This window comes from Lentzea kentuckyensis, assembly GCF_002150765.1.
Classification (GTDB): Bacteria; Actinomycetota; Actinomycetes; order Mycobacteriales; family Pseudonocardiaceae; genus Lentzea; species Lentzea kentuckyensis.
Genome location: NZ_MUYM01000026.1, coordinates 1 through 23,492, shown reverse-complemented (window position 1 = coordinate 23,492; position 23,492 = coordinate 1). Strand labels below are relative to the sequence as shown.

22 protein-coding genes are annotated in these 23,492 nt (G+C 69.5%); 18 read left to right on the top strand and 4 right to left on the bottom strand.

Going from position 1 to position 23,492, the window contains the following annotated elements; translation table 11 throughout:
• The first annotated feature begins 28 nt into the window (after positions 1-28).
• The 4 genes from B0F77_RS14640 to B0F77_RS14625 are packed head-to-tail and all read left to right on the top strand — an operon-like array spanning position 29 to position 4,605.
• Entirely contained in the window at positions 29-1,342 is a 1,314-nt protein-coding gene (locus tag B0F77_RS14640; protein ID WP_086663436.1) for an ABC transporter substrate-binding protein, read from the top strand.
• Positions 1,339-2,295: a carbohydrate ABC transporter permease gene (locus B0F77_RS14635; protein WP_086663435.1), complete on the top strand. Its 957-nt coding sequence runs from the start codon at positions 1,339-1,341 to the stop codon at positions 2,293-2,295. The genes B0F77_RS14640 and B0F77_RS14635 overlap by 4 nt, the downstream gene beginning before the upstream one ends.
• The gene (locus tag B0F77_RS14630; protein ID WP_086663434.1) at positions 2,285-3,127 is read left to right on the top strand and encodes a carbohydrate ABC transporter permease; all 843 of its coding nucleotides are present in this window, start codon (positions 2,285-2,287) and stop codon (positions 3,125-3,127) included. Before B0F77_RS14635 ends, B0F77_RS14630 begins: the two co-directional genes overlap by 11 nt.
• The gene (locus B0F77_RS14625; protein ID WP_211293791.1) at positions 3,124-4,605 is read left to right on the top strand and encodes an argininosuccinate lyase; all 1,482 of its coding nucleotides are present in this window, start codon (positions 3,124-3,126) and stop codon (positions 4,603-4,605) included. The genes B0F77_RS14630 and B0F77_RS14625 overlap by 4 nt, the downstream gene beginning before the upstream one ends.
• A gap of 16 nt (positions 4,606-4,621) precedes the next feature.
• Here B0F77_RS14625 and B0F77_RS14620 read toward each other — a convergent pair whose 3' ends face one another.
• Positions 4,622-5,641: an Lrp/AsnC family transcriptional regulator gene (locus B0F77_RS14620; protein ID WP_086663433.1), complete on the bottom strand. Its 1,020-nt coding sequence runs from the start codon at positions 5,639-5,641 to the stop codon at positions 4,622-4,624.
• Between the two features lie 113 nt (positions 5,642-5,754).
• Here B0F77_RS14620 and B0F77_RS14615 point away from each other — a divergent pair, with 113 nt between their 5' ends.
• Both B0F77_RS14615 and B0F77_RS14610 read left to right on the top strand, forming a co-directional pair.
• Positions 5,755-7,296 (top strand): AbgT family transporter, encoded by a 1,542-nt coding sequence (locus tag B0F77_RS14615; protein ID WP_086663432.1) that lies wholly within the window; start codon positions 5,755-5,757, stop codon positions 7,294-7,296.
• Between the two features lie 36 nt (positions 7,297-7,332).
• A complete protein-coding gene (locus tag B0F77_RS14610; RefSeq protein WP_086663431.1) occupies positions 7,333-8,454 on the top strand; it encodes a M20 family metallopeptidase in 1,122 nt (373 codons plus the stop codon).
• Here B0F77_RS14610 and B0F77_RS14605 read toward each other — a convergent pair.
• Positions 8,435-10,000 (bottom strand): hypothetical protein, encoded by a 1,566-nt coding sequence (locus tag B0F77_RS14605; protein ID WP_158102690.1) that lies wholly within the window; start codon positions 9,998-10,000, stop codon positions 8,435-8,437. The two genes, B0F77_RS14610 and B0F77_RS14605, sit on opposite strands and share 20 nt — an antisense overlap.
• 144 nt (positions 10,001-10,144) lie before the next feature.
• Between B0F77_RS14605 and B0F77_RS14600 the strand changes: the two genes are divergently transcribed.
• Positions 10,145-11,368 carry a bifunctional glycosyltransferase family 2/GtrA family protein gene (locus B0F77_RS14600; RefSeq protein WP_086663429.1) on the top strand — a complete coding sequence of 408 codons (1,224 nt, stop codon included), beginning with the start codon at positions 10,145-10,147 and terminating at the stop codon, positions 11,366-11,368.
• A 76-nt stretch (positions 11,369-11,444) separates the two neighbouring features.
• On the top strand, positions 11,445-12,359 hold the full coding sequence (locus B0F77_RS14595; protein ID WP_086663428.1) for an intradiol ring-cleavage dioxygenase: 915 nt from the start codon (positions 11,445-11,447) through the stop codon (positions 12,357-12,359).
• 297 nt (positions 12,360-12,656) lie between these two features.
• Here B0F77_RS14595 and B0F77_RS14590 read toward each other — a convergent pair whose 3' ends face one another.
• Positions 12,657-12,830 (bottom strand): BTAD domain-containing putative transcriptional regulator, encoded by a 174-nt coding sequence (locus B0F77_RS14590; RefSeq protein ID WP_086663427.1) that lies wholly within the window; start codon positions 12,828-12,830, stop codon positions 12,657-12,659.
• 39 nt (positions 12,831-12,869) lie between these two features.
• Positions 12,870-13,541 (bottom strand): AIM24 family protein, encoded by a 672-nt coding sequence (locus tag B0F77_RS14585; protein WP_086663426.1) that lies wholly within the window; start codon positions 13,539-13,541, stop codon positions 12,870-12,872.
• A gap of 207 nt (positions 13,542-13,748) precedes the next feature.
• Here B0F77_RS14585 and B0F77_RS14580 point away from each other — a divergent pair, with 207 nt between their 5' ends.
• The 10 genes from B0F77_RS14580 to B0F77_RS49005 all read left to right on the top strand — a co-directional run bounded on the left by B0F77_RS14580 (position 13,749) and on the right by B0F77_RS49005 (position 23,387).
• Complete coding sequence (locus B0F77_RS14580; RefSeq protein ID WP_143466726.1) at positions 13,749-14,222, top strand: amidase; 474 nt, start codon at positions 13,749-13,751, stop codon at positions 14,220-14,222.
• Positions 14,223-14,308: 86 nt separating this feature from the next.
• A complete protein-coding gene (locus B0F77_RS14575; RefSeq protein WP_281252514.1) occupies positions 14,309-14,506 on the top strand; it encodes an MbtH family protein in 198 nt (65 codons plus the stop codon).
• A complete protein-coding gene (locus B0F77_RS14570) occupies positions 14,503-14,967 on the top strand; it encodes a cobalamin B12-binding domain-containing protein (RefSeq protein WP_086663423.1) in 465 nt (154 codons plus the stop codon). Before B0F77_RS14575 ends, B0F77_RS14570 begins: the two co-directional genes overlap by 4 nt.
• Before the next feature lie 109 nt (positions 14,968-15,076).
• Positions 15,077-15,916 (top strand): hypothetical protein, encoded by an 840-nt coding sequence (locus B0F77_RS14565; RefSeq protein ID WP_143466725.1) that lies wholly within the window; start codon positions 15,077-15,079, stop codon positions 15,914-15,916.
• A 54-nt stretch (positions 15,917-15,970) separates the two neighbouring features.
• Positions 15,971-16,330 carry a nuclear transport factor 2 family protein gene (locus tag B0F77_RS14560; RefSeq protein ID WP_086663422.1) on the top strand — a complete coding sequence of 120 codons (360 nt, stop codon included), beginning with the start codon at positions 15,971-15,973 and terminating at the stop codon, positions 16,328-16,330.
• A 20-nt stretch (positions 16,331-16,350) separates the two neighbouring features.
• Positions 16,351-17,397, top strand: coding sequence for a branched-chain amino acid aminotransferase (locus B0F77_RS14555; RefSeq protein WP_086663421.1), 1,047 nt, complete (start codon positions 16,351-16,353; stop codon positions 17,395-17,397).
• Positions 17,398-17,507: 110 nt separating this feature from the next.
• The gene (locus B0F77_RS14550; RefSeq protein ID WP_086663420.1) at positions 17,508-18,464 is read left to right on the top strand and encodes an endonuclease/exonuclease/phosphatase family protein; all 957 of its coding nucleotides are present in this window, start codon (positions 17,508-17,510) and stop codon (positions 18,462-18,464) included.
• Between the two features lie 24 nt (positions 18,465-18,488).
• Positions 18,489-21,719: an NB-ARC domain-containing protein gene (locus tag B0F77_RS14545; RefSeq protein WP_086663419.1), complete on the top strand. Its 3,231-nt coding sequence runs from the start codon at positions 18,489-18,491 to the stop codon at positions 21,717-21,719.
• Positions 21,720-21,773: 54 nt separating this feature from the next.
• Positions 21,774-22,790 carry an RNA polymerase subunit sigma-70 gene (locus tag B0F77_RS14540; protein ID WP_425435658.1) on the top strand — a complete coding sequence of 339 codons (1,017 nt, stop codon included), beginning with the start codon at positions 21,774-21,776 and terminating at the stop codon, positions 22,788-22,790.
• 54 nt (positions 22,791-22,844) lie between these two features.
• Complete coding sequence (locus tag B0F77_RS49005; RefSeq protein ID WP_245848151.1) at positions 22,845-23,387, top strand: YbaB/EbfC family nucleoid-associated protein; 543 nt, start codon at positions 22,845-22,847, stop codon at positions 23,385-23,387.
• Positions 23,388-23,492 lie beyond the last annotated feature (105 nt).

Sequence of the window (23,492 nt, the reverse complement as noted above, 5' to 3'; positions counted from 1 at the left end):
GTTTACATGCAGGTAACGGAGATGAGAAATGCGCGTGCGGTTACTCAAGATCATCGCGGCGGCCGCCTCCGCCGTGATCGTTCTGGCGGGCTGTCAAGCGTCCGGCGGCGGTAACTCGAACCCGAAGGTGCTCACCTACTGGGCCTCGCAGCAGTCACCGAGCCTCGACCGGGACAAGCAGATCCTGGAACCGGAGCTGCGCCGGTTCACCGAGCGCACCGGTATCAAGGTCGAGCTGGAGGTGATCCCGTTCACCGACCTCCTCAAGCGCATCCTCACCGCGACCACCAGCGGAAAGGGGCCGGACGTGCTGAACCTCGGCAACACCTGGACGCCGTCGCTGCAGGCCACCGGCGCGCTGGTGGAGTGGGACGACGCGATGATGGCCAAGATCGGCGGCGCGGACCGGTTCGAGCGGGTCTCGCTGGCGACGACGGGCGCCGAGGGGACCACACCGGTGGCCGTTCCGCTCTACACCAAGGTGTTCCAGCTCTACTACAACAAGAAGCTCTTCGCAGCCGCCGGCGTGAGCAAGCCACCCGCCACCTGGACCGAACTCGTCGACATCGGCAAGAAGCTCACGAGGGACACCAACGGTGACGGCAAGCCGGACCAGTGGGGACTGGGTCTGCGCGGTCAGGCGTACACCACGGCCGTCCACTACGCGTACATCCTCGGCTCGGCCCGCGGCGCGGACTTCTTCCCCGGCGGCAAGCCCGCGTTCGACTCGGCGCAGGCCGTCGCCGGGATCGAGCAGTACCTGTCGTGGATGGGCCAGGACAGGATCGTGAACCCGTCGGACGCGGAGAACGCCGACTGGGCCGACGTCTACGAGGCCTTCGCGAAGGACCAGATCGGGATGATGCTGGTGCAGACGCTGGGACAGACGCTCAAGGACTACGGCCTCGGCACGGATCGTTACGGCGTGGCGCCCGTGCCGACGCACACGGCGGGCGGCAAGGAGGTGGCGTCGTTCCTCGGCGGGACGAACGTGGCGATCTTCAAGCAGACCGACAACCTGGACGGCGCCACCGAACTGGTGCGGTTCCTGACCAGCGTCGGCGAACAGACCGTGCTCAACACCGCCTACGGCACCATCCCGCCGATCAAGGACGCGGGGGAGGAGGCGTTCGCGACCGAGGAGTCGCAGGTCGCCCGCCAGACCATCACCGACCGCGCCGTCCCGCTGCCGCGCGTCGCGCAGGAGGCGCAGTTCGAGACGCTGGTGGGCAACTCCGTCGCGACCTGGCTCGCCGACACCGCGACCGGGAAGCAGCCGAGCGCCGAGCAGATCCGGTCCGGGCTCAAGGCGCTGGCGGACAGGGTGGCGTCGGGCGGATGAGCACCCAGACCCTGGCGAGGACGGTCGACGAGCCGCCGGTGCGGCCCGCTCGCGCGAAACGGACGTGGAGCCCGTACTTCTTCCTGCTGCCCGCGCTGGTGCTGGAGCTGGCCGTCCACTTCGGACCGATGCTGGCGGGGCTGCTGATGAGCACGCTGAAGCTCACCCAGTACCAGCTGGCGCGCTGGTGGGAGGCGCCGTGGACGGGGTTCGGCAACTTCGAGGTCGTGCTCGACGTCGACCAGCCGGTGGGCGCGTCGCTGCTCAGCTCCTTCCTGGTCACGCTGTGCTTCACGCTGATCGTGATCGCGGCGTCGTGGCTCATGGGTACGGCCGCGGCGGTGTCGCTGCAGAACACCACGGTGGGGCGGGGCGTGCTGCGCACCCTGTTCCTCGTCCCGTACGCGCTGCCGGCGTTCGCCGCCGTGATCACCTGGCGGTTCCTGTTCCAGCGCGACAACGGCATGCTCAACCACGTCCTGGTCGACCAGCTGGGCGTGCTGAACGAGAAGGCGTTCTTCCTGTTGGGCTCCAACGCGTTCTGGGCGCAGTGCGTGGTGGCGATCTGGCGGCTGTGGCCGTTCGCCTTCCTGATGCTGATGGCCGGACTGCAGTCGATTCCGGCCGAGCTCTACGAGGCGGGCACGCTCGACGGGGCCGGGCCGTGGCGCCAGTTCCGCGAGATCACCTTCCCGCTGCTCGCCCCGGTGAACCAGGTCCTGGTCCTGGTGATGTTCCTGTGGACGTTCAAGGAGTTCGAGACGCCGTTCGTGCTGTTCGGCGGCAGCGCGCCGGAGGAGGCCCGGCTGATCAACGTCGAGATCTACCAGAACTCGTTCGTGACGTGGAACTTCGGCCTCGGTGCCGCGATGAGCGCGGTGCTGCTGCTGTTCCTGTTGCTGGTGACCGGTGTCTACCTGCTCGCGACGAGGAGGAAAGTCCATGAGGCATGAGACCTCCGGCTACCGGCTCTTCCGCCGGAGCACCCTGACCCTGCTGACGGTGTTCGTCTGCGCCCCGCTGTTCGTGATGGTGAGCACCGCGCTCAAACCGCTCGACCAGGTGCAGAGCGACTTCAGCTGGCTGCCGTCGGAGCCGACGCTCGCGCCGTTCGTCGACATGTGGTCCACGGTGCCGCTCGCCGAGTACTTCGCCAACTCGATCATCGTCGCCGGCGCGGCCACCGTGCTGTCGGTGGCGGTCGCGATCCTCGCCGCGTACGCGATCAGCCGGTGGAAGTTCCGGGGACGCGAGGCGTTCCGGCTGGCCGTGCTCTCCACGCAGATGTTCCCCGGCATCCTCTTCCTGCTGCCGCTGTTCCTGCTGTTCGTGCTCGTGGACCGGTACACGGGTCTCGGTCTGGTCGGCAGCCGCACCGGGCTGACGATCACGTACCTGACGTTCTCGCTGCCGTTCGCGATCTGGATGCTGGTCGGCTACTTCCAGACGATCCCGCGCGAGCTCGACGAGGCCGCGAAGATCGACGGAGCGGGACCGCTGCGGCTGCTGGTCAGCATCCTCGTGCCGGCCGCCCGGCCCGCCATCGTCGCGGTCTCCATCTTCTCGTTCATGGTGGCCTGGGGCGAGGTCCTGTTCGCCTCCGTGCTCACCGACGAGAAGACCCGCACCGTCGCGGTGGGCCTGCAGGCCTACGCGAGCGAGTCCAACGTGTACTGGAACCAGGTGATGGCCGCCTCGCTCGTCGTGTCCGCGCCGATCGTCGTGGGATTCCTGGTGTTGCAACGACACATCGTCTCCGGAATGACCGCGGGAGCCGTCAAGTGAGCCTGACCGACGGAAGGCTGGGCGCTCGCCCGTCTCGAGCGCTGGTGGACCACGTCAACGCCGTGGAGCTGTCCGACGAACTGGACGCCGTGCACGAGTTCGTGCTCATCGACCTGGCACACGCGCTCATGCTCACCCAGCAGAACATCTTCGATCGCCGGCGAGGCAGGTCACTCGTGGCGGCGTTGCTCAAACTGCTCGACCACGAGCCGAAGGACCTGCTGGCCGGCGACCCGGAGATCGGCACGATCACGTTGCAGCTCGAGCGCTACCTGGAGGAGGAGTGCGGCCCGGCCGGACTCGACATCCAGCGCGCCCGCAGCCGCATCGACCAGAAGGCGACCGGCGTCCGCATGGCGGACCGGCGGGCGTTGCTGGAGCTCATGACCGAGACGCTGGGGCTGGCGCGGACGTTGCTGGCCGCCGCCGACTCCTACGACGAGGTGATCGCCCCCGGCTACACCCACCTGCAGCACGCCCAGCCGACCTCGCTGGGCCACTACTTCAACGCTCAGTACTGGTCGGTGTCGCGGAACCTGACCCGGATGATCCAGGTCTTCGAGCGGATCAACGAGTGTCCGCTGGGGGGCGCCGCGCACAGCGGGACCGCGTGGCCGATCGACCGGGCCGCCACCGCCGCGTACCTGGGGTTCGCCCGCCCGGTCCGCAACGCGCGCGACGCCGGACTGTCCTCAATGGACACCACTGCCGAGCTGGCGGCCACGCTGGGCCTGACGCTGGCGGGACTCAGCAGGTGCGCGTCCGATCTCTACTACTGGTCGTCGTCGGAGATCGGGATGGTGAAACTGCACCCGTCGCTGTGCGGGACGTCGAGCATGATGCCCCAGAAGAGGAACCCGATCGTCCTCGAACGCATCCGAGGGCTCGCGGGTGACGCTGCCGGCTGGGGCGCGAGCAGACTGGGGCTACTGCACTTCGCCACGTCCACCGACGCCGACCAGGGATATGTCCACCACCGCGTTCCCGGGTACTGCAGGGAGACCGCGGGCGCCGTCGCCCTGCTCCGGGAGGTGCTGGCCACGCTGGAGATCGACGCGGACCTGCTCGAGTCGTCGGCCGTGCGGCAGTGGGCCACGGCGAGTGCGCTGGCCGACGACCTCGTGGACGTCCACGACATGTCCTTCCGCGCCGCACACGAGCTCGTCGCCCGGTTCATCGCCGCGCACGAGGCGGCAGGTGAACCGGACGGGACCGTGCGACCCGAACTCGCCGAGGGACCGTTGCGGGACTACTCGCCCGCACGACTGGCGGCCGTGCTGGACGCGCGGTCCTTCGTGGAGAGCAGGACCAGCGCGGGAGGCACGTCGGCCGCGCGGAGGCGGGAACTCGCCGTCGAGGCCGCGGACGACCTCAAGGCGCATCAGGACACCGTGGAGAGCCTGACGAGCGGAGTGGATCACGCGGTGGCGCGGCTGCTGTCCGATGCCAGGACGCTGGTGGATCGCAAGGCGTGGTGAACTCCGGCGGGACCGGTCACAGCAGTGCCGGCGCCCGGAACTCCCCGAGACCTGAGGACTGGTCGCGGTCGAACCAGTAGCGGCGCGGCTCGGTGAGGATGACGTCGACGGTGACGGCGAGGATCCCCGGGATCGCCGCGAGCTCGTCGTCGATGAACGCGGCCAGGGCGGGGCGGTCGGCGACCAGACCGACGCACAGCACCGAGAAGTCGCTCGCGACGTGGGCGCTGACCCTGGTCTGGGGCAGGCGGTCCAGGTGCCGCATGACGTCGGGCGTCGCGCCGGGGGAGACCCGCAGGCGCAGCACGAAGGGGGTGCGGAAACCGAGCCATTCGGACACCACCTCGAGCCGTGGCCGGACCCACCGCTCGTCCAGGACCCGGCGGACGACGCGGTGCGCGGTCGAGGTGGGCAGGCCGGCTGCGCGGCCGATGCTCGCGGCGGACGCCCGGCCGTCCTGGATCAGCTGCGTGACCACGGTGCGTTCGGTGTCGCCGAGGGGTTTGGCGGTCGCGGTCGCGGTGCCTTCTGGCTGCGCGCCGGTCAGCGTCAGCAAGCCGGCGCGTTCGGACTCGGTCAGGAACTGCGGGTCCCAGGTGGCGCCCCGGCGCAGCGTGCTCAGCGCGGGCAGCGCGTTCACGCGGCGGACGCCGGGAACGGAGAACAGGCGGTCGATCGCCTCGCTGGTGGCCGACTCCGACGGGGCGTGCACCACGGCGTAGAGCGGGTAGCCGCCGGAGATCTGTGCCAGCACCTGCAGGTGCGGCACGGTGCGGAGCCGGTCGAGCACCGCCAGCGGGGTCTCGCCGGTGATGTCCAGGAACACGTGCACCGGCATCGCGGTGGAGTGCAGGCCCCAGTCGGTCTGCCCGATCACGCGGATCATCCGGGCCGTGGACAGGCGGTCGAAGCGGCGTTTGAGCGTGCTCGCGTCGGCACCCAGGATTCCCCCGATGTCGTCCCAGGTGGCGCGCGGCGCCAGGTGCAGTGCGCCGATGAGACGCCGGTCCAGCTCGTCGAGCTGAGGGGGTGCCATGACTGCCGCCTTCGATGCCAGTAAATACCGAATCTGTGGCCGCACTCTAGCAAATCGCTCACTCTGGTGTCATTCTTTGCCGCAACATCCCCCACCTGTACGGCGAGGTACCGATGAGCACCGCCGCGACCGAACCACAGTCGAAAGTCCTGCGCGCCGCGTTCCGCGGCGTCGCCGCCATCGAGAGGACCGGCAACCGACTGCCCAACCCGTTCTGGCTGTTCTGGCTGTTCGCGGCCTGTGTGGCCGTGCTCAGCGCGGTCCTCGCGGCGATGCACGTCAGCGCGGTGAACCCGGCGACGCACAAGGTCGTCGAGGTGAGCAGCCTGCTCAGCAAGGACGGGCTCACGCTGGTCGTCGCGGGCGCCGTGGAAAGCTTCGCGAGCTTCCCGCCGCTGGCCACGATCCTCACCGTGATGCTGGGGATCGGCGTCGCCGAACGCAGCGGGCTGCTCTCGACGATGCTGCGGCGCATGGTCGCGCGGGTGCCGGCCCGGTACCTGACCTTCGCGCTGTCGATGACGGCGATGGTCAGTCACGTGGTCGGCGACGCCGCCTACATCACGCTGATCCCGTTGGGCGCGCTGATCTTCCGTGCGGCAGGCCGCAGTCCCGTGCTGGGCTGCATCGTCGCCTACGTCTCGATCTCCGCCGGCTATGACGCCTCGCCGTCGCTGACCAAGACCGACGTGCTGCTGTCGTCGATCACGACCGCCGCGGCCCGCACGATCGACCGCGACTACGTCGTGACCCCGGTGGCCAACTACTTCTTCGGGCTCGCCTCGTCGGTGCTCATCGCGGCCGTGATCACGATCGTCGTCGAGAAGGTGCTCGCGAAGCGCTCCGACCTGGAAGCCGACGAGCCGGACGCGGAACTCGACGCCACCGAGCTCGGCGCGATGACGGTGAGCCCGCTGCAGCGCCGCGCGTTGCGGGTGACCGGCCTGGTGGCGCTGGTTTTCCTCGCCGCACTGGTGGTGGCCATGATTCCGGCGTCATCCCCGTTGCGCGGCGAGAACGGCGGCATCGTCAACTCGCCGCTGATCTCCGGGATAGCGCTCGTGCTCGGCGTGTTCTTCGCCGTGCTCGGTACCGTCTACGGCCGCATGACCGGGACGTTGCCCGCTGCCCGCGACGTCGTCGCCGCCATGGCCGACGGCGTCCGGACGATGGCCCCGATCCTCGTGCTGTTCTTCGCGATCTCCCAGTTCCTCGCCTACTTCAAGTGGACCAACATGGGCGAGGTCCTGGCCATCACCGGCGCCGAGGCGTTGCGCGACCTGAAGCTGCACGGCTGGATCGTGCTCGTCGGCATCGCGGTGCTGATCACCGTGATGAACCTCCTCATCACCAGCGGATCCGCGCTGTGGTCGTTGGCGGCACCGGTGTTCGTCCCCATGCTCATGCTGGTCGGCATCGACCCCGAGACCACGCAGGCCGTCTACCGCGTCGCCGACTCGGTCACCAACTGCGTCACCCCGATGAGCCCCTACTTCGTCATGGCGCTGGGCTTCATCCAGCAGTACCGCAAGTCCGCGGGCATCGGCACGCTCGCCTCGTTCACCATCCCGATCGCCGCCGTCGTCTGGGTCGTCTGGATCGCGTTCTTCGTGGCCTGGTACCTGCTCGGCATCCCGTTCGGCATCAGCGCCTGACCCGTCTTCTCCTGTCACTCCGAGAGAAAGCCGCTCATGACTGATCCCACCCCGCAGATCCTCACCGACGTCCTCGCCCTGGTCCACCAGGAGACCGGCAGCCACGACCTGGCCGGCCTCGCGGCGGGACTGGACCTGCTGCGGGAGCTGACGGTGTCCCGGCTCGGGCCGCCCGGTCACGAGCGGCGGCACCCCGGTGGGGAACACGGCGACACCGTCACCCTCACCTACGACGGCACCGGCCCCGGACACGTCGCGCTGGTCGGCCACTACGACACCGTGTGGCCGACCGGCACGCTCGCCGACTGGGCCCCCGCCGCCGGCGACGGGCGGCCGAGGCTCGGCGGTCCGGGCATCTTCGACATGAAAACCGGTCTGGTGCAGGGAATCTGGGCGCTGAAGCTGGCCAGGGAGACTGGCCGGGTGCCGACGGTGACGTTCGTCTTCAACGGCGACGAGGAGATCGGCTCCCCGTTCTCACGCCCGGTCATCGAGCAGGTCGCCGCCGAGGTCGACGCGACCCTCGTCCTCGAGCCCACCGCCGACGGCGCGGTCAAGACGGCCCGCAAAGGCACCGGGAACGCCACGGTGACCGCCATCGGCGTCGAGTCACACGCCGGACTCGCCCCGGAACACGGCGCCAGTGCGATCCACGCGCTCGCGGAGTTCGTCGTCCTCGCCTCAGCCATCGCCGCGCCGGCCAAGGGAACCACCGTCAACATCGGTCTGATCAACGGCGGCAGCGCCACCAACGTCCTCGCCGGATCGGCGACCGCGAGCATCGACATCCGAGTCGGCACCGCGGACGAACGAGAACGCGTCGACGCCGAACTGGCCGCGATCACGGTCAGCGACCCCCGCGTGCGGATCCACGTCGACCGCCGCTGGAACCGGCCCCCGATGACGCTGAACGCCGCGTCGGCCCCACTGCTCGACCTCGCCCGCGCCGTCGCCCGCGACCAGGGCCGCGACCTGCGCGACGCCGCGGTGGGCGGTGCGAGCGACGCGAACTTCGTCGCTGCACTCGGCCGGCCGGTGCTGTGCGGACTGGGCGCCGTCGGCGGCGGCGCTCACGCCAGGGACGAGTTCATCTACCCCGACACCGTTCTCCCGCAGACGATGTTGCTCGCCGGGCTGCTCACCCGGCTGAGCCGGTAACTCCGGCCGAGTCAGGCGTCTGCTGGACCCGGTCGCGGCCGGCCCACCAGCCCGCCGCGACGACCAGGACCAGGCCTCCCGCCGCGAGGATCAGGCCGAGCTGGATGGCGGCCTCGCGCGCGGGAGGAAGGCCGACCGTCCAGCCGAGGAAAGGTCCGAGGAACGCCAGTCCGGTCAGCGCGGCGGCGGCGCCGACCACCGCCGCGCGTGACCGGCGCACCGCTCCCTGCGCCATCGTGAGACCGATGCCGACGCCGATCAGGCACAGCGCGAGCACCAGCTTGGGCACGGTCGCCGTGCCGGAGTCGGCGGTGAAGAACACCACCACGCCGGTGATCGGGATGGCCGCGAGGAGGAGGAAGACGAGTGGCACCACCACGCTGAGCAGGTGTCCCAGTCGGGCACGGGCCTGGCCGGCCGCGACCGACATCCCGATCAGCAGGGCGAGCAGGGTGATCATGCCGGCGTTGCTGACGTCGTCTCCGATCACCTGGCCGAACCCGGTGAGCGGCGCGGGGCGGATGTCCAGCCCGGTCGTCGCGATCACGACCGGCACGCGGTTCCAGGTGCCGTCGGCGCCACGGATCGCCAGCCCTTCGACGCCGTTGGCCACGATCACCTCGTGCCCACCGGGGACTGCGCGGACCAGGACGTCCACGCTGGCCACCTTCTCCACCCGGTTCACGCCGCCGGGAAACGGGTGCTGGCGCTCGACGAACGGCCACCGGGCGGCCGGCACCTCCCAGGCGGTGCGCCAGGTCTGACCGGTGTCGGTCGATTCGTCGACACCGAGCAGCCGGCCGCCGCGTGGCGTCGTTTCCTCCAGGTCGAGGTCTCCGCCGCCGTGCACCCGGTAGCAGTGTGCGGCGTCATCGGGTGCGCAGGCTTCGAGTTGCTGGCGCTCCCGCGACCGTCCGGGCGGCGTGGTCTCGGGCAGCGTGGTCTCCGGCAGCGGCGTCCAGTCGCCGGTACCGGACGGGGAACCGTAGAACCGCGCGTCCACCTCGATGACCACCTGCTCGCCCGTGAGCTGCACGGAGTCCACCGACGGCAGCGTGTTGGCGGGCGCGGAGGTCGCGGCGATCCCCAGCACCGCGAACGGCACCGCGAGCACCAGCCGCACCCGGTGAGCCAGTCGGTCCGGCAGCGGTGGCGCGGCCTCGACCTGCCGCCAGGCCCACCAGGCGAGGCCCAGCGCGGGCAGTGCCACCAGGTCGCTCGGGTCGGCCAGCACGACCGAAGGCCCGTTGACGACCGACCACGCCGCCGACGCGACCTCGGCGCCTCCGCTGGTCAGCTTGACCCACGCGAAACCGGCCCCGGTCAGCAGTACCGCCGCCGTGGCACCGACCTGGCCGGCGCGGAACAGCCCGAACAGCAGCCCCAGCACGGCCGGCGCCACCACCAGTCCGGCGACGTCACTGAGCTTGCCGGTGACGAGGCCCGGCCACGCCTGTTTGAACACATGGTCGTTGAGCAACAGGACGGCGGTGGCCCCGACGGTCAGCGGATGCGCCACCCAGCGCAAGAACACCCCAGCTCGCATGCGGCCAGCCTGCGTGGCTGCGATCACGGCAACGACTCGGCCCGGCCCCAGATCGGCGACCGTCCCTGTGGCTTGCCGGGCCTTCACAGCCTCCGCACAGCTCTGCCACATCGGGCGCCAATCTCCGCTGCAGACGCTGACGCCATGAGCCTCGCGACGCCCGCTCCCGAAACCACGGCGACGGCCACCACCGCACCTGTGCTCGACGTGGTGGTCCCCGTCTACAACGAAGAGAACGACCTCGCACCCTGCGTGCGGAAGCTGCACGCGCATCTCACGCAGCGGTTCCCGGACTCCTTCAGGATCACCATCGCCGACAACGCCAGCACGGACGGCACGGCGGAGATCGCCGACGCACTGGCCGACGAGATGAGCGAGGTGCGGGCGGTGCACCTCGCCGAGAAGGGCCGGGGCCGCGCGCTCAAGGCGGTGTGGTCCACATCGGACGCCACTGTGCTGGCGTACATGGACGTTGACCTGTCGACCGACCTCGCCGCGTTGCCTCCGTTGGTGGCGGCGCTGACTTCCGGGCACTCGGACATCGCGATCGGCAGCCGGTTGGCGCGCGGCGCTCGTGTCGTGCGCGGTCCCAAGCGGGAGTTCATTTCCCGGTGCTACAACGTGATTCTGCGCAGCACGCTGGCTGCCCGGTTCAGCGACGCCCAGTGCGGGTTCAAGGCCATCCGCGCCGATGTCGCCCGTGGCCTGCTGCCGCACGTCGAGGACACCGGCTGGTTCTTCGACACCGAACTGCTGGTGCTCGCCGAACGCGCGGGGCTGCGCATCCACGAGGTGCCGGTGGACTGGGTGGACGACCCGGACAGCCGGGTCGACATCGTGTCGACCGCCGTCGCCGACATCAAGGGCATCGCGCGGTTGTCGCGAGGCTTCGCCTCTGGTGCCATCCCGATCGCGGAGCTGCGCAGCCGGCTGGGGCGCGCGCCGCTGGAGCAGCCACGGCCCGGCGTGCCGGCGGGACTGCTCACCCAGCTGGTGCGGTTCGGCGCGGTCGGGGTCGCGAGCACACTGGCCTACCTCGCGTTGTTCCTCCTGCTGCGCGGCGGAATCGGGGCGCAGGCGGCCAACCTGGTCGCGTTGCTGGTCACCGCGATCGCCAACACGGCGGCCAACCGGCGGTTCACCTTCCGGGTGCGCGGTGGGGCGGGCGCGGTGCGCCACCAGTTCGAGGGACTGATCGTCTTCGGCCTGGGACTCGGCCTCACCAGTGCCGCGCTCGTCGGAATCCAGCAGGTGACCGCGCCGGGCGGACACGCGGAGATCCTCGCCGTGGTGCTGGCCAACCTCGTGGCCACCGCGTTGAGGTTCCTGTTGTTCCGCAACTGGGTCTTCCGGACGAGCGCCCGCTAACCATGTCCATTGTGGACTTTGGTCGCTCACAGCTTTCGCACACAGTGTTCACAAGTTCTCTTCCTAGGGTTGGATCATGAGCAAATCCGAGCTGACTTACGAGGGTCGCCCCCTGCCGCGGCCGCAGGACGAGGTCGTGGACCAGGGCCTCGGCTTCGACGTCGAAACGCTGCTGAACCGCCGCCGGGCACTGAGGTTCCTCGGTCTCGGCGCGGCGGGCGCCGTGCTGGCGGCGTGCGGTACGGATTCGAGTGGTTCTTCAACCACCACAAGCACTTCGTCGGCTGCGGCGGCCTCGGGTGAGATTCCGGACGAGACGGCGGGCCCGTATCCGGGCGACGGCTCCAACGGGCCGGACGTCCTCGAACAGAGCGGTGTCGTGCGCAGTGACATCCGGTCCAGTTTCGGCACCGGCAGCGCCACCGCCGAAGGCGTGCCCATGACCCTGGAACTGGTGATCGCGGACCTGGCCAAGGGCGGTGCGCCGTTCGCCGGAGTGGCCGTCTACGTGTGGCACTGCAACAACGTCGGTGAGTACTCGCTGTACTCGAAGGGCATCGAGAACGAGAACTACCTGCGCGGCGTGCAGATCGCCGACGCCGACGGCCGCGTGCGCTTCACGAGCATCTTCCCGGCCTGCTACGACGGGCGGTGGCCGCACATCCACTTCGAGGTCTACCCGGACCAGGCCGGCATCACGGATCACACGAAGGTGATCGCCACCTCGCAGGTCGCGTTGCCGCAGAACGTGTGCGAGCAGGTTTACGCCCAGTCCGGCTACGAGCAGTCGGTGGCGAACCTGAAGAAGGTGAGTTTGAGCGGTGACAACGTCTTCGGCGACGACAGCGGCGCCCTGCAGCTCGCGACCGTGACCGGTGACGTCACCAATGGCTACACCGTGACGCTCAACGTCGGGGTGGACACCACCACGACGCCGTCCGCCGGTGCGCCGCCGAACGGTGCTCCCACCGGACAGCCTCCATCCCGCTAAGCAGGCTGCCAGAAGTTGTGTCCGTTACTCGCCTGACGGACGCCCGTTCGGCTTGATGGCGTCTGCAAGTACCGCCAACTCAACATCAACAGGCACTTTTCTACTACCAACAGGGCGGTTCTGGACGGAGGACACGGCGACGGTTCGTCGGGTGACGAACCGGTTGGGTGTAGTTGAGGGCGATTCGATCAAGAGTTGGTGGTACTTGCAGACGCGCTCGGCATCAACGAGTCGTGAGGTTTCGGACAAGACTTCTGGTCAGGTGCTTGGTGTCCGGCGGCACTCAGGATGCGGCCGCTACCGCGTGCTTCGCAGCAGCGGCCGCATGAGGTCGTGGATGTGCGGGGACGGTTCGAGTCCGAGCTGCGCCCGCAACAGCTCCCGGTAGCTCTGGTACTGCCGCACGGCCTGCGCGGGGTTGCCGTCCGCGAGATGCGGCTCGACGAGGGTGCGGTGAGCGCTTTCCCGCAACGGGTCGGTCTGCCGGCCGGCGAGATCGTCGTGAAAACGTCACTGCGCGGTCGGCACCGGGTGGCCTTCCGAGGCCTGCACGACGACGATGCCCTGACCCGACAGCGCGAGTTGGTACGCCTCGCCCGAGCCGCGGCCGATGATGGCACCGAGCTTCGCCGTCTTGCGGATCGAGGACTGCAGCGAGGTGGACCACAGCACGGCGGACTGCATGTCGACGTACGTCGGCACGTCCACGTTCAGCACGACCGGCGTCCCGTAGGCGGTGACGGCCAGTGCGCCGGTGCCGGTGAACGTCGTGTTGAACAGGCCGCCGCTGAGCATCGACGCGCCTTCGGTGCGGTTGATGTCCCACTTGAGCGAGCTGTCGAAGGCGAGCACGTTCTTGCCGTTGACGGTGACGCCCTCGTTCTCCAGGTACAGCACGAAGATCTCGTCGGCGTCCTGGGCGAGGAACACGTCGCCGCTGCCCGACACCTTCATCAGCGACATGCCCTCACCGGTGAGGGCCTTCTTGAACAGCTTGCCGAGACCGCCGGCACCTTCGTAGGCGAAGTCGACGTCACCCTGGTAGGCGACCATCGATCCCTGCTTGGCGAAGAAGAACCCGCCGCTGCCGGTGAGGTCCACCTTGAGCATGCGTTCGTTCTGCAGCTGGAAGCTTCCGGGCTCTACGGACCGTTCCGCGTGGTTGAACAGTGAGCTGCGCATGCCCAGATGATGCAGGTGATCATGAGCTCGTTGCATCGCAGGGGTGCGCTTCGGGTCGAAGTCAAACACACGCAGTAACGACGTATCGACCGTTCGGGTGGTCACGGCGGGTTGAGCGTGTGACATTCAAGTAACAAGGGTATCGGCGCCTCGGGGCGAGAGCGCAGGAGGTCAAACAGTCGGCCGGGCGCGGATGCAGATCTAGCTTTGGGCCTCGAACGGTATCTGCGCGGCAGAACGGGATGTCCGGCGACGTTGGACGAGCTGATCGAGGCGAACCTGGCCGACGACGTGGAGCTCAGCCTGTTCGGGCAGGACCTGTTCGAACGCGCCGCCGCGGTGTCGGAGGTGGAACGCGCCGTTGCCCGGCAGGCCCGCCATCGCGCGGAACGGGCGGCGCGGGCGTTGATCGACTCGACGCTGCACACCCACCACCTCGACGCGGTGCTCGCTCCCGCCAACGCGCCCGCGTGGCGCCTCGGAGCCCGCGATCCGCGCACGGTCAGCAGTTCCACCCCCGCCGCCGTCGCCGGCTATGCGAACATCTGCTTTCCGTTGGGCGCGATCGGAGGTTTACCGATCGGAATTTCTGTTTTCGGCGCTCGCGAGGTGTCCAGGCTGTTGCCGGTGGCCGAATCCGTGGAAAGCGCACTGAAAGTGCGGCGGCAAGCTGCCTCCTGACTGCCTCTTCACATTGCCTCTGCCCGAGTTCCCGCTTCGCTAGTTTTCTTCTCGGCGGCATGTCTGTCCGGCGAGGAGGAGCAAACGTGACGAATCCGTTCGAGGACGAGAACCGGAAGTACCTGGTGCTGGTGAACCATCTCGGCCAGCACTCGCTGTGGCCGGTGGGCATCGACGTTCCCGCCGGGTGGCGCACGGTGTTCGGCGAGGCGGCACGGGACGAGTGCCTGGGCTACGTCGACGAGCACTGGAGCGACCTGACGCCGGTGGTGGAGCCCGCATGATCGTCACCACGTTGCGGCCGGGGCTCGTCCACCCGGCCCCCGCAAGACCACTCGATGTACTCGTGACCAGCGTCTCTTCCGACGCGCACACCTGGAACCTGGTGTTCCTGCAGCTGCTGGTCGAGGAGCTCCGCCACCGGGTGACGAACCTCGGCGCGTGCGTCCCCGACGACCTGCTCGTGCGCGAGGCCACCCGCCCCGGCCGCGACCTGGTCGTCGTCAGCAGTGTCAACGGACACGGTTTCACCGACGGCCTGCGCGTGATCGAACGAATTCGCCGCACCGAGGAACTGGATCACGTACCTGTCGTCATCGGCGGCAAGCTCGGCACCTCCGGAACCGATGACGGACGGGCGGACAAGTTGATGGCGGCCGGTTTCGACGGCGTTTTCGAGGACGGTTCGGAGTCGCAGAGGTTCCTCTCCTTCGTCGATTCTCTGCCCACTGGAATTTGTCGATGAGTGCGCTCGTGCACAATTCGGGACGCGATTCGGGCCGGCTCGCGACGCATTCGTTCGGCGAGTACGTCCGCGCCGCGGCGGCAGCGGAGACCTGGTCGTCCAGCCGCGAATGGGGTTCAGCGACCCGGACCGGATGCGCCAGGGACTCATCGCCACCAAGCACGCCGCCGCCCGCACGGTCGGCACCATCACGCTCGACAGCTACACCCGGCTCGGGCAGCACGCGGCGGCACGGCGAGCCATGGGCGAGGGCAGCGACCTCAACGGCTACCCGATCGTGGCGCACGGCGCCGCGCGCACCAGGGACGTGGTGCGCGACGTGCGGTCCGGCGACTTCCCGATCCAGGTGCGGCACGGCTCACCGGACCCGCGCGACATCTTCGCCGTCCTGACGGAGACGGGACTCGACGCCACCGAGGGCGGTCCCGTCTCGTACTGCCTGCCCTGCAGCCGCTCGCCGCTGGGCGAGTCGGTGGCCAGCTGGAGGCGGTGCTGCGAGTGGCTCGCGGGACTGCGCGACCACGGTGCGCGGCCGCATCTGGAGACGTTCGGCGGCTGCATGATGGGCCAGCTGTGCCCGCCCGGCCTGCTGGTGGCGATCAGCGTGCTGGAGGGGATGTTCTTCCGGCAGCACGGCGTGCTCAGCATCTCGCTGAGCTACGCGCAGCAGACGAGTCCCGAGCAGGACGAGGAGGCCGTCGTCGCGCTGCGCTCGCTCGCCGGCGCACTGCTCAGCGACGTGGACTGGCACGTCGTCATCTACGCCTACATGGGCAAGTACCCGCGCACCCCCGCACGGTGCCCGCCTGCTGCTGGACGAATCGGCACTGCTGTTCTTCGCCGCCCGCCACGACGACGGCCTCACTCCGCTCGCCTGGACGCCGCACGTCACCGGTCGCATCGTCACGCACTCCGTCGAGTGCGAGCACGGCGCGATGACGACACCTGACGCCGTGACACGCATCGCCGCGGTGATGGCGGCTCGACTTCATCAGGAGGACAAGTGAACGACGACACCGGCGCCGAGCTCGCCCGGCGTTACTTCGGACTGATCGACGAGGGCAGGCTGCTCGAGTCGGTGGACCTCTTCGCCCCCGGCGCCGAGTACCGCCGGCCGGGTCACGACCCGTTCGTCGGCCGTGCCGCCATCGCGCACTTCTACTGCGACCTGCGGCCGATCCGCGAGGGCGCCCACCAGCTCACCACCGTGCTGCAGTCGGGCGACGAGGTGGCGGTGGCGGGCGAGTTCCACGGCCGCATGAACGACGGCAGCGACGTCGACCTGAAGTTCGCCGACTTCTTCCGCGTCGGCCGGCACGGCTTCGACCGCCGCGAGACCTTCTTCTTCGCCCCGCTCGTCTGACCGACCGAGGAGAGAACGACATGACCAACCAGATCCTCGCCGAGAACCCGGCCGGCGAGCACGGCTCGGCCTTCACCGCGCACATGATCTCCGCGACGTGGCGCGACGGTGAGGGCTGGAGTCCGCTGGAAACCGTTGCCCTGGCGGACATCCCGATGCACCCCGGCACGATCGGCCTGCATTACGGCCAGGTCGTGTTCGAGGGGCTCAAGGCCCACCGCCAGCCCGACGGCTCGATGGCGGTGTTCCGCCCCGCGGAGAACGCCCAGCGCTTCCAGCGTTCCTCCCGCCGGCTCGCCATGCCCGAACTGCCGGAGGAGATGTTCCTCGCCGCTGTCGAGGAGATCGTCCGCGCCGACGAGCACCTGCTGCCGGACGACCCGTCGCTGAGCCTGTACCTGCGGCCGTTGATGTTCGCGAGCGAGGCGAACCTGATGTTGCGTCCCGCCAGGGAGTACCGCTTCCTGATGATGGCGTTCGTCGCGGGAGGCTTCTTCGGCGGCGCCGTGGAGGCCGTGCGGGTCTGGGTGAACCGCGCCCACCCCAGGGCGTTCCCCGGCGGCACCGGAGACGTGAAGTGCGCGGCCAACTACGCCGGGGCGTTCCTCGCCCAGCGCGAGGCGGAGGAGGCGGGGTGCCGGCAGGTGGTGTGGCTCGACGCCACCGAACGCCGCTGGGTCGAGGAACTGGGCGGCATGAACCTGTTCTTCGTGCGCGACGGCCGCATCATCACCCCGCGGCTGACCGGCACCCTGCTGCCCGGCGTCACCCGCAAGACGCTGCTGGCGCTCGCCGAGTCGCTCGGCCACCCGGTGAGCGAGGACCAGCTCTCCCTCGACCAGTGGCGCGACGAGTGTCGTGCGGGATCGCTCACCGAGACCTTCGCGTGCGGCACCGCGGCGGTCGTGACGCCGGTGGGCGGCGTGGTGGACGGTGAGGACGGCTGGACGGTCGGCGACGGCACGCCCGGCCCGGTGACCATGGGCCTGCGCCATGCTCTGCTCGACCTGCAGCAGGGGAGGCTCGCCGACCCGCACGGCTGGATGCACCCGGTCCGGGGCACCTGAGCCTCCGCTACGCGACCACCTCCAGGGCCAAATGGGTGACTTGCTGACACGAAGTGGGCAGTTCCTTCGATGTCATGTCACACAGCGCAACGGCGCCCTGGAGGTGCGCAATGCCCGGCATCGACCTCGCCCGCCCACCGGCCGGCGTCACGAAGGAGCTCGACGCGCTCGGCGCGGCTCTGGACCAGACAGTTCCCAAGAAGACGTCGTCCAACCTGCTGATCGGCACCTGGAACGTGCGCGCGTTCGACCGGATGAACCCGGTGTGGCGGTCCAAGACCGGCGACTCGCCGATCCGGGACGCCGGCAACGTGCTGGCCATCGCGGAGGTGGTCCGCCGGTTCGACGTGGTCGCGGTCCAGGAACTGCGCCGCACGGCCGGGGCGTTCCTCGCGATGATGGAGGTGCTCGGCGACGACTGGGCGTTCGTGGTCACCGATGTCACCGACGGCCACGCGGGCAACGGCGAACGGCTCGCCTTCGTGTACGACCGGAGCCGGGTGCGGCCTTCCGGCCTGGCCTGCGAACTCGTCGTCGCGCCCGAAAAGGCCACCGCGGGCGCGATGACCGACCAGTTCGCGCGCACGCCGTACGCGGTCAGCTTCGCCCGTGGCGCCACCAGGTTCACGCTGGTGACGTTGCACGTCCTGTACGGCGAGCAGGCCGCGGACCGGGTTCCGGAGCTCACCGCGATCGCGCAGTGGCTGGCCCGCTGGTCCGCGAGCAAGGATCCCTGGGGTGAGAACCTCATCGCGCTGGGAGACTTCAACATCGACCGCCGCGGCGACCCGCTCTACCGGGCGTTCGTCTCCACCGGCCTCGAACCGCCCGCCGCGTTGAACTACACGCCCCGCACGATCTTCGAGGACCCGAACGCGCCCGCGGACACGCGGCACTTCTACGACCAGATCGCCTGGTTCACGACCGGCCGCGCCGTGCTGTCGCTGCCGTTCGCCAACGCCGGCACCTTCGACTTCACCAGCGATCTCATTCGCGCCGACAGCCAGACCCAGCTGTCGTACCGGATCTCGGACCACTTCCCGTTGTGGTGCGAATTCACCGTGTGAGGTCCGGTCGGCGACAATGATCGGATGCCGGACCACGAGCAACCACCTGTCCACAACGAGCTGTCGGGCTCGGCGGACAGCGTGGTGCAGATCGGCAACGTCGTCGGCGACGTGGTGATCGGTGACCGGACCAGGCGGTCGGCCGTCCCGGTCATGGCGCCGCGGCTGCCCAACGGCTTCACCGAGCGCGTCGGTCTCGGCGGCCGGCTGTTGGACGCGTTGCTGGAGCCCGCCGCCGGCGAGGGGCACCCCGTGGTGCTGTGCGGTCCCGGCGGGTTCGGCAAGACGTCGATGGCGACCTGGGCCTGCCATCAGCCGTCCGTCCGGGAGCGCTTCCCCGACGGTGTGCTGTGGGTCGAGCTGGGCCGCGATCCGTCCGAACAGCGGCTCGCGTCGTTGCTCAGCGACGTGACGGCCCTGGTGGCCGGCATCGCGCCGCGCGTCTTCGCGACCGTTCCCGCAGCGGCGGAGGCGTTCCGGGACGCCATTTCCACGCGCCGGCTGCTCCTCGTCCTGGACGACGCCTGGTCCAGTGGCGCGGTGGATCCGTTCCTGGACGGCGGGTCGCAGTGCGTTCGTCTCGTGACCACTCGCAACCGCGGCCTGGTGGACGCCACCGATGTGGTCGTCGACGCGCTGGAGGACGAGGAAGCCCGGGCGGTCCTGAGTCTGGACCTGCCGGACGACGCCGCGGCACACGTCGGCGTACTGGCGGCGCGGGTCGGACGATGGCCGCTGGCGCTGACGATGCTCGGCGGCACCCTGCGGAGCCTGGTGACCCAGCACGGTCTTCCGGTCGCCGAGGCGGTGTCGGGGGTGATCACGGAACTGGACCGGCACGGCATCACCTCCGCCGACCAGCTTTCCGCCGTGGAGCTGCGCCGCGGCATCGCGACCACGCTGGAGCTGAGTCTGGCGGACCTCGCCGATTCCGCCGGTGCGGCCAGCGTCGACCGGCTGAGGTCGATCGCGGCCTTCCCGCAGGGCGCGGTGGTCCCGTTCGCCTGGCTGGAACAGTTGTGGCAGCTCAGCTCCGTGCAGACGCGGATCGAATGCGACCGCCTGGTCCGCCGTTGCCTGGCCTCGGCGTCCGGCAACACGGGTGTCCGGCTGCACGACGTGACCCGCGAGGCACTGCGGGAGAACCATTCTCGGACGATGTCTGCGGCCAGCGCGGCTTTGCTGGACGGCGGCTGCCCGCTCACCGACCAGCTCGCGTACCACCTCGTGCAGGCAGGTCGCGCCGACGAGCTCCGGCTCCTGCTGCTCGACCTGCGCTATCAGGTCGAGCGCATGTGGTCCCGTGGACCGCTCGCGTTGGAGGCGGACGTCATCACGTACTCGGCCGCGGGTGCCGCCGATCGTCCGGTCGAGATGCTGGCTTCGATGCTGCGGCAGGAGGCACACCTTCTCGTGGGTCATCAGAACCGCGGGGACCTGGCGCTCACCCTGCACACCCGGTTGTTCTGCCGCCCGGAGCTGTTCGAACGGATCTCCCACGTCCCTGAGGCGGTCGGCGAGGGCGGGGTGACACCGTTGCACCCCTTTCCCGATCGTGCCGACAACGCGCTCGTAAGGGTCCTCGGCGGGCACCGCGGACCGGTCACGTCGATCACGTGCCATCCGGGCGGGCACCTGGTCGCCACCACCGGTGCTTACGACACGACCGTCCGGATCTGGGACACGGCTACCTGGACCGAAACGACCGTCATCTCCGTGCCGGACGCGGCGCTGGACAGGGTGAGGTGGAGCCCGGACGGCTCGTACATCGCCGTTGTCGGCAGGACGGACCGATTTCCGGACGACAGCGACGAGATCTCACACCTGTTCACTGTCTTGATCTTCGACGCGGGCACCGGCGACGAGGTGAACGCCTTCGCGTCACGCGGTTACTCGATCGGCACCCCGGTGGCGATCGCCTGGGCCCCGGACTCGTCGAGCCTGGCGGTCTCCTCAGTGCAAGAGGTGAGGCTGTGGCCGGTCATGGGCGGTGAACCAGCTCGCCTGGAACCTTCTGCGGCCGCCTGCGTCGTCGCGCTCGACTGGCACGGTGAGCACGGGCTGGCCGCCTCGTCGACTGATCGGTGCCTGCTGTGGTGGTGTGATCCCGTCTCGTCGCCCTCGGACGTCGTTGCATGGCCCCACCGGGAACTCCTGGGCGTGCCCGTGAGACTTGCCTGGCGGCCGCACGGTTTCTCCCTGGCACTGTCCACACGCGGCGGTGTCATGATCCTGGACCCGCGGAGCCAGACCGTGCTGTGGCGGGAATCGCCTGTCGAGCTGCGGTCCTGTCACGACTCCCGATGGTCCCCGGACGGTCGCTCACTCAGTTCGTACCGGACCGACCGGCACGGGGCGGTGAGCCTGGTGACCTGGCGGGTCCCGCCTGATCCACGGCTCGAAGCGGAGCCGCCCGAGGTCGTCGGCAGGATCCACGGTGGCATCGACGAAGGCCTGGACGGCGATCTCGTCTGGGTGCGGTCCGGCACGATGATCGCCACCGCCGGCGCGCCCGTCGTGAGTTTCTGGTACCCCGAGAACTTGACGGAGCGGGATCCGGGCACACGGTCGTTCGACGTGGTGCGCTGGAGTCCCGACGGGCGGCAGTTGGCCGTTCAACGGCACGGGGAATGGGCGTCGATCGATCTCGACAGCCCGGAAAGCCCACCGCGACAAGAACTTTCCTACCCCTTCGGCACACCTCCACTGATCCACCCGAGCGCCCGTGCGGGCGCGGCCTGGCTCGTCCCCGCCATGTACGAGCTGCACCCCGTGGTCGCGTTCGTCCCCGACGGTGCCCGGCACGCGGTGGCGTTCTGGTTCGGAGGCGTCAAGATCTTCCGCGCGGGCGACGGAGAACCCCTGCGCACCTTCGACGAACCTGCCGCGACGAGATGGGCTTCGCTGAGCTTCACACCGGACGAGTCCAGTCTCGTGTCGCTGGCCGAGGACAGCGGGTACACGATGGCTGAGATCATCGTCTGGGACCCCGGCACCGGTCGGCGGAGAGCAGCCGCGCGGTTGAGCGCGGACGACTTCCAGCTGAGCTGCACGGCCGACAAGCTGGCCGTGAGCCACCATCACGTGGCGGTGGCGACGCGCTCCGGCCTGCTCGGCCTCTACGAGATCGACGGGCTTCGTCGCGTGTGCTGGATCAAGGTCAACGGCCGACTGCGGGACGCCTCCTTCGATCCCGCGGGTGAGCGGCTGGCCCTCGTGGGCGACGCGGGGCTGTACCTCCTGCGCGTGCGATGAGCAATCCGCCCGAACACAGTCATACAGACATCGACGTGTTCGACGAGGCGAGGAGTGATCAGCTTGGGCGAGGACAGCGCCGTCGTGACGGCCGCGCGGGCAGGTGACGAACGGGCGTTCACCGCGCTGGTCGAGCGGTACCGGCCGGAGCTGCAGGTGCACTGCTACCGGATGCTCGGCTCGTTCGAGGAGGCCGAGGACATGACCCAGGAGGCGTTCCTGCGGTCCTGGCGCCACCGCGAGACCTATCAGGGCAGGTCCACCTTCCGCGCCTGGCTGTACCGCATCGCGACCAACGCCTGCCTGGACTTCCTCGCCCGGCATCCCCGCACGGCCCTGCCGGAACCACCGTCCGGCCGCGTGCCACCCGCGATCGTGCCGTGGCTGCAACCCTGCCCGGACACCCTGCTGGCCGAGATCGAGTCCGCCGAGACCGGCCCCGACACCGCCGCCGTCGCCAGGGAGACCATCGAGCTGGCGTTCCTGGCCGCGATCCAGTACCTCCAGCCGCGCCAGCGCGCCGTGCTGATCCTGCGCGACGTGCTCGGCTGGCCCGCCAAGGAGACCGCGCTGGTGCTGGAGTCGAGCGTGGCCTCGGTGAACAGCATGCTGCAGCGGGCCAGGCCCGCCCTGAAACAACGCCTGCCCGAACACCGCGTCGACTGGGCGCACACCGACTCCAGCGAACAGGACCGAGCGGTCCTGCAGCGCTACATGGCCGCCCTCGAACGCGCCGACGACGAGGCCCTCGCCGCCCTGCTCAGCGCCGACGCCCGCGCCAGCCAGCAGCCCGGCGCCGGCGGCTACGACGGTGAGCACGCCGTGTGGTTCGAGGGCCGGAAGACGATCATCGAGGCCTGGGCGCCCGCACTGCACGGACCGCACGCCGTGAGGTTCAGGATCCTGCCCGCGACGGCGAACCGGCAGCCCGTCGCCGCCTCCTACGTCNNCGACGGCCCGTACCAGGCCTTCGCGCTGACCGTGCTGAGGATCGAGGACGGCCTGGTCGCCGAGACCGCCACCTTCGGCACCGCCCTGTTCCCGGCGTTCGGCCTGCCCGCCGTGCTCTGACGACCGTTCGCGTAACCTCGTTGCGTCGACCGATGACGTTTCGGGGGAAGTGTTGTGACAGACCGCCAGGAGCGGATGCAGTCGCTCATGCGCTCGTTCGAGGAGCAGGCGAAGAAGGCCGGTGAGCTCCAGCAGGCCATGAAGGACCTGCGCGGCGTCGGCCGGAGCCGCGACGGTGCCGTCACGGTGACCGCGGCGACCTCCGGCGCGGTGCTCGGGCTGCAGCTGTCGCCGAACGCGATGAACCGCTCGCACGTCCAGCTGCAGCAGGAGATCCTCGACGCGATCAGAATGGCCACGCAGCACGCAGCTGGAGCAGGCCGTGGCGCCGATCCTCGGGGACCAGCTGCAGCAGTTCAAGGACGGCATGGCCGCCTCGGGCGTGGAGCCGATGATGCCGTCGGCGCCCCCTCCGCCCGGTGCTCCGCAACCACCGCAGCCGCCGCAGCAGCCGCAGCCGCCGTACCCGCCGCAGGCCCGGCCACCGTTCCCGCCGCCCGCCACGCCGCGGCCCGCGCAGCGGAACCGGCCGCCCCAAGATCACGTCGAAGACGAGGAACCGCCCAGCACGTACCTGAGGTAGGGGGAGTCAGGTGAATTTCCACGTTCAGCCGGAAGCGCTGACCGCGTTCGCGCGCGGTAGCGACAGCCTCGCGGAGAAGTTCGGCGCGCTGGCGAAGCTGCTCGAACAGGCCAGGGTCG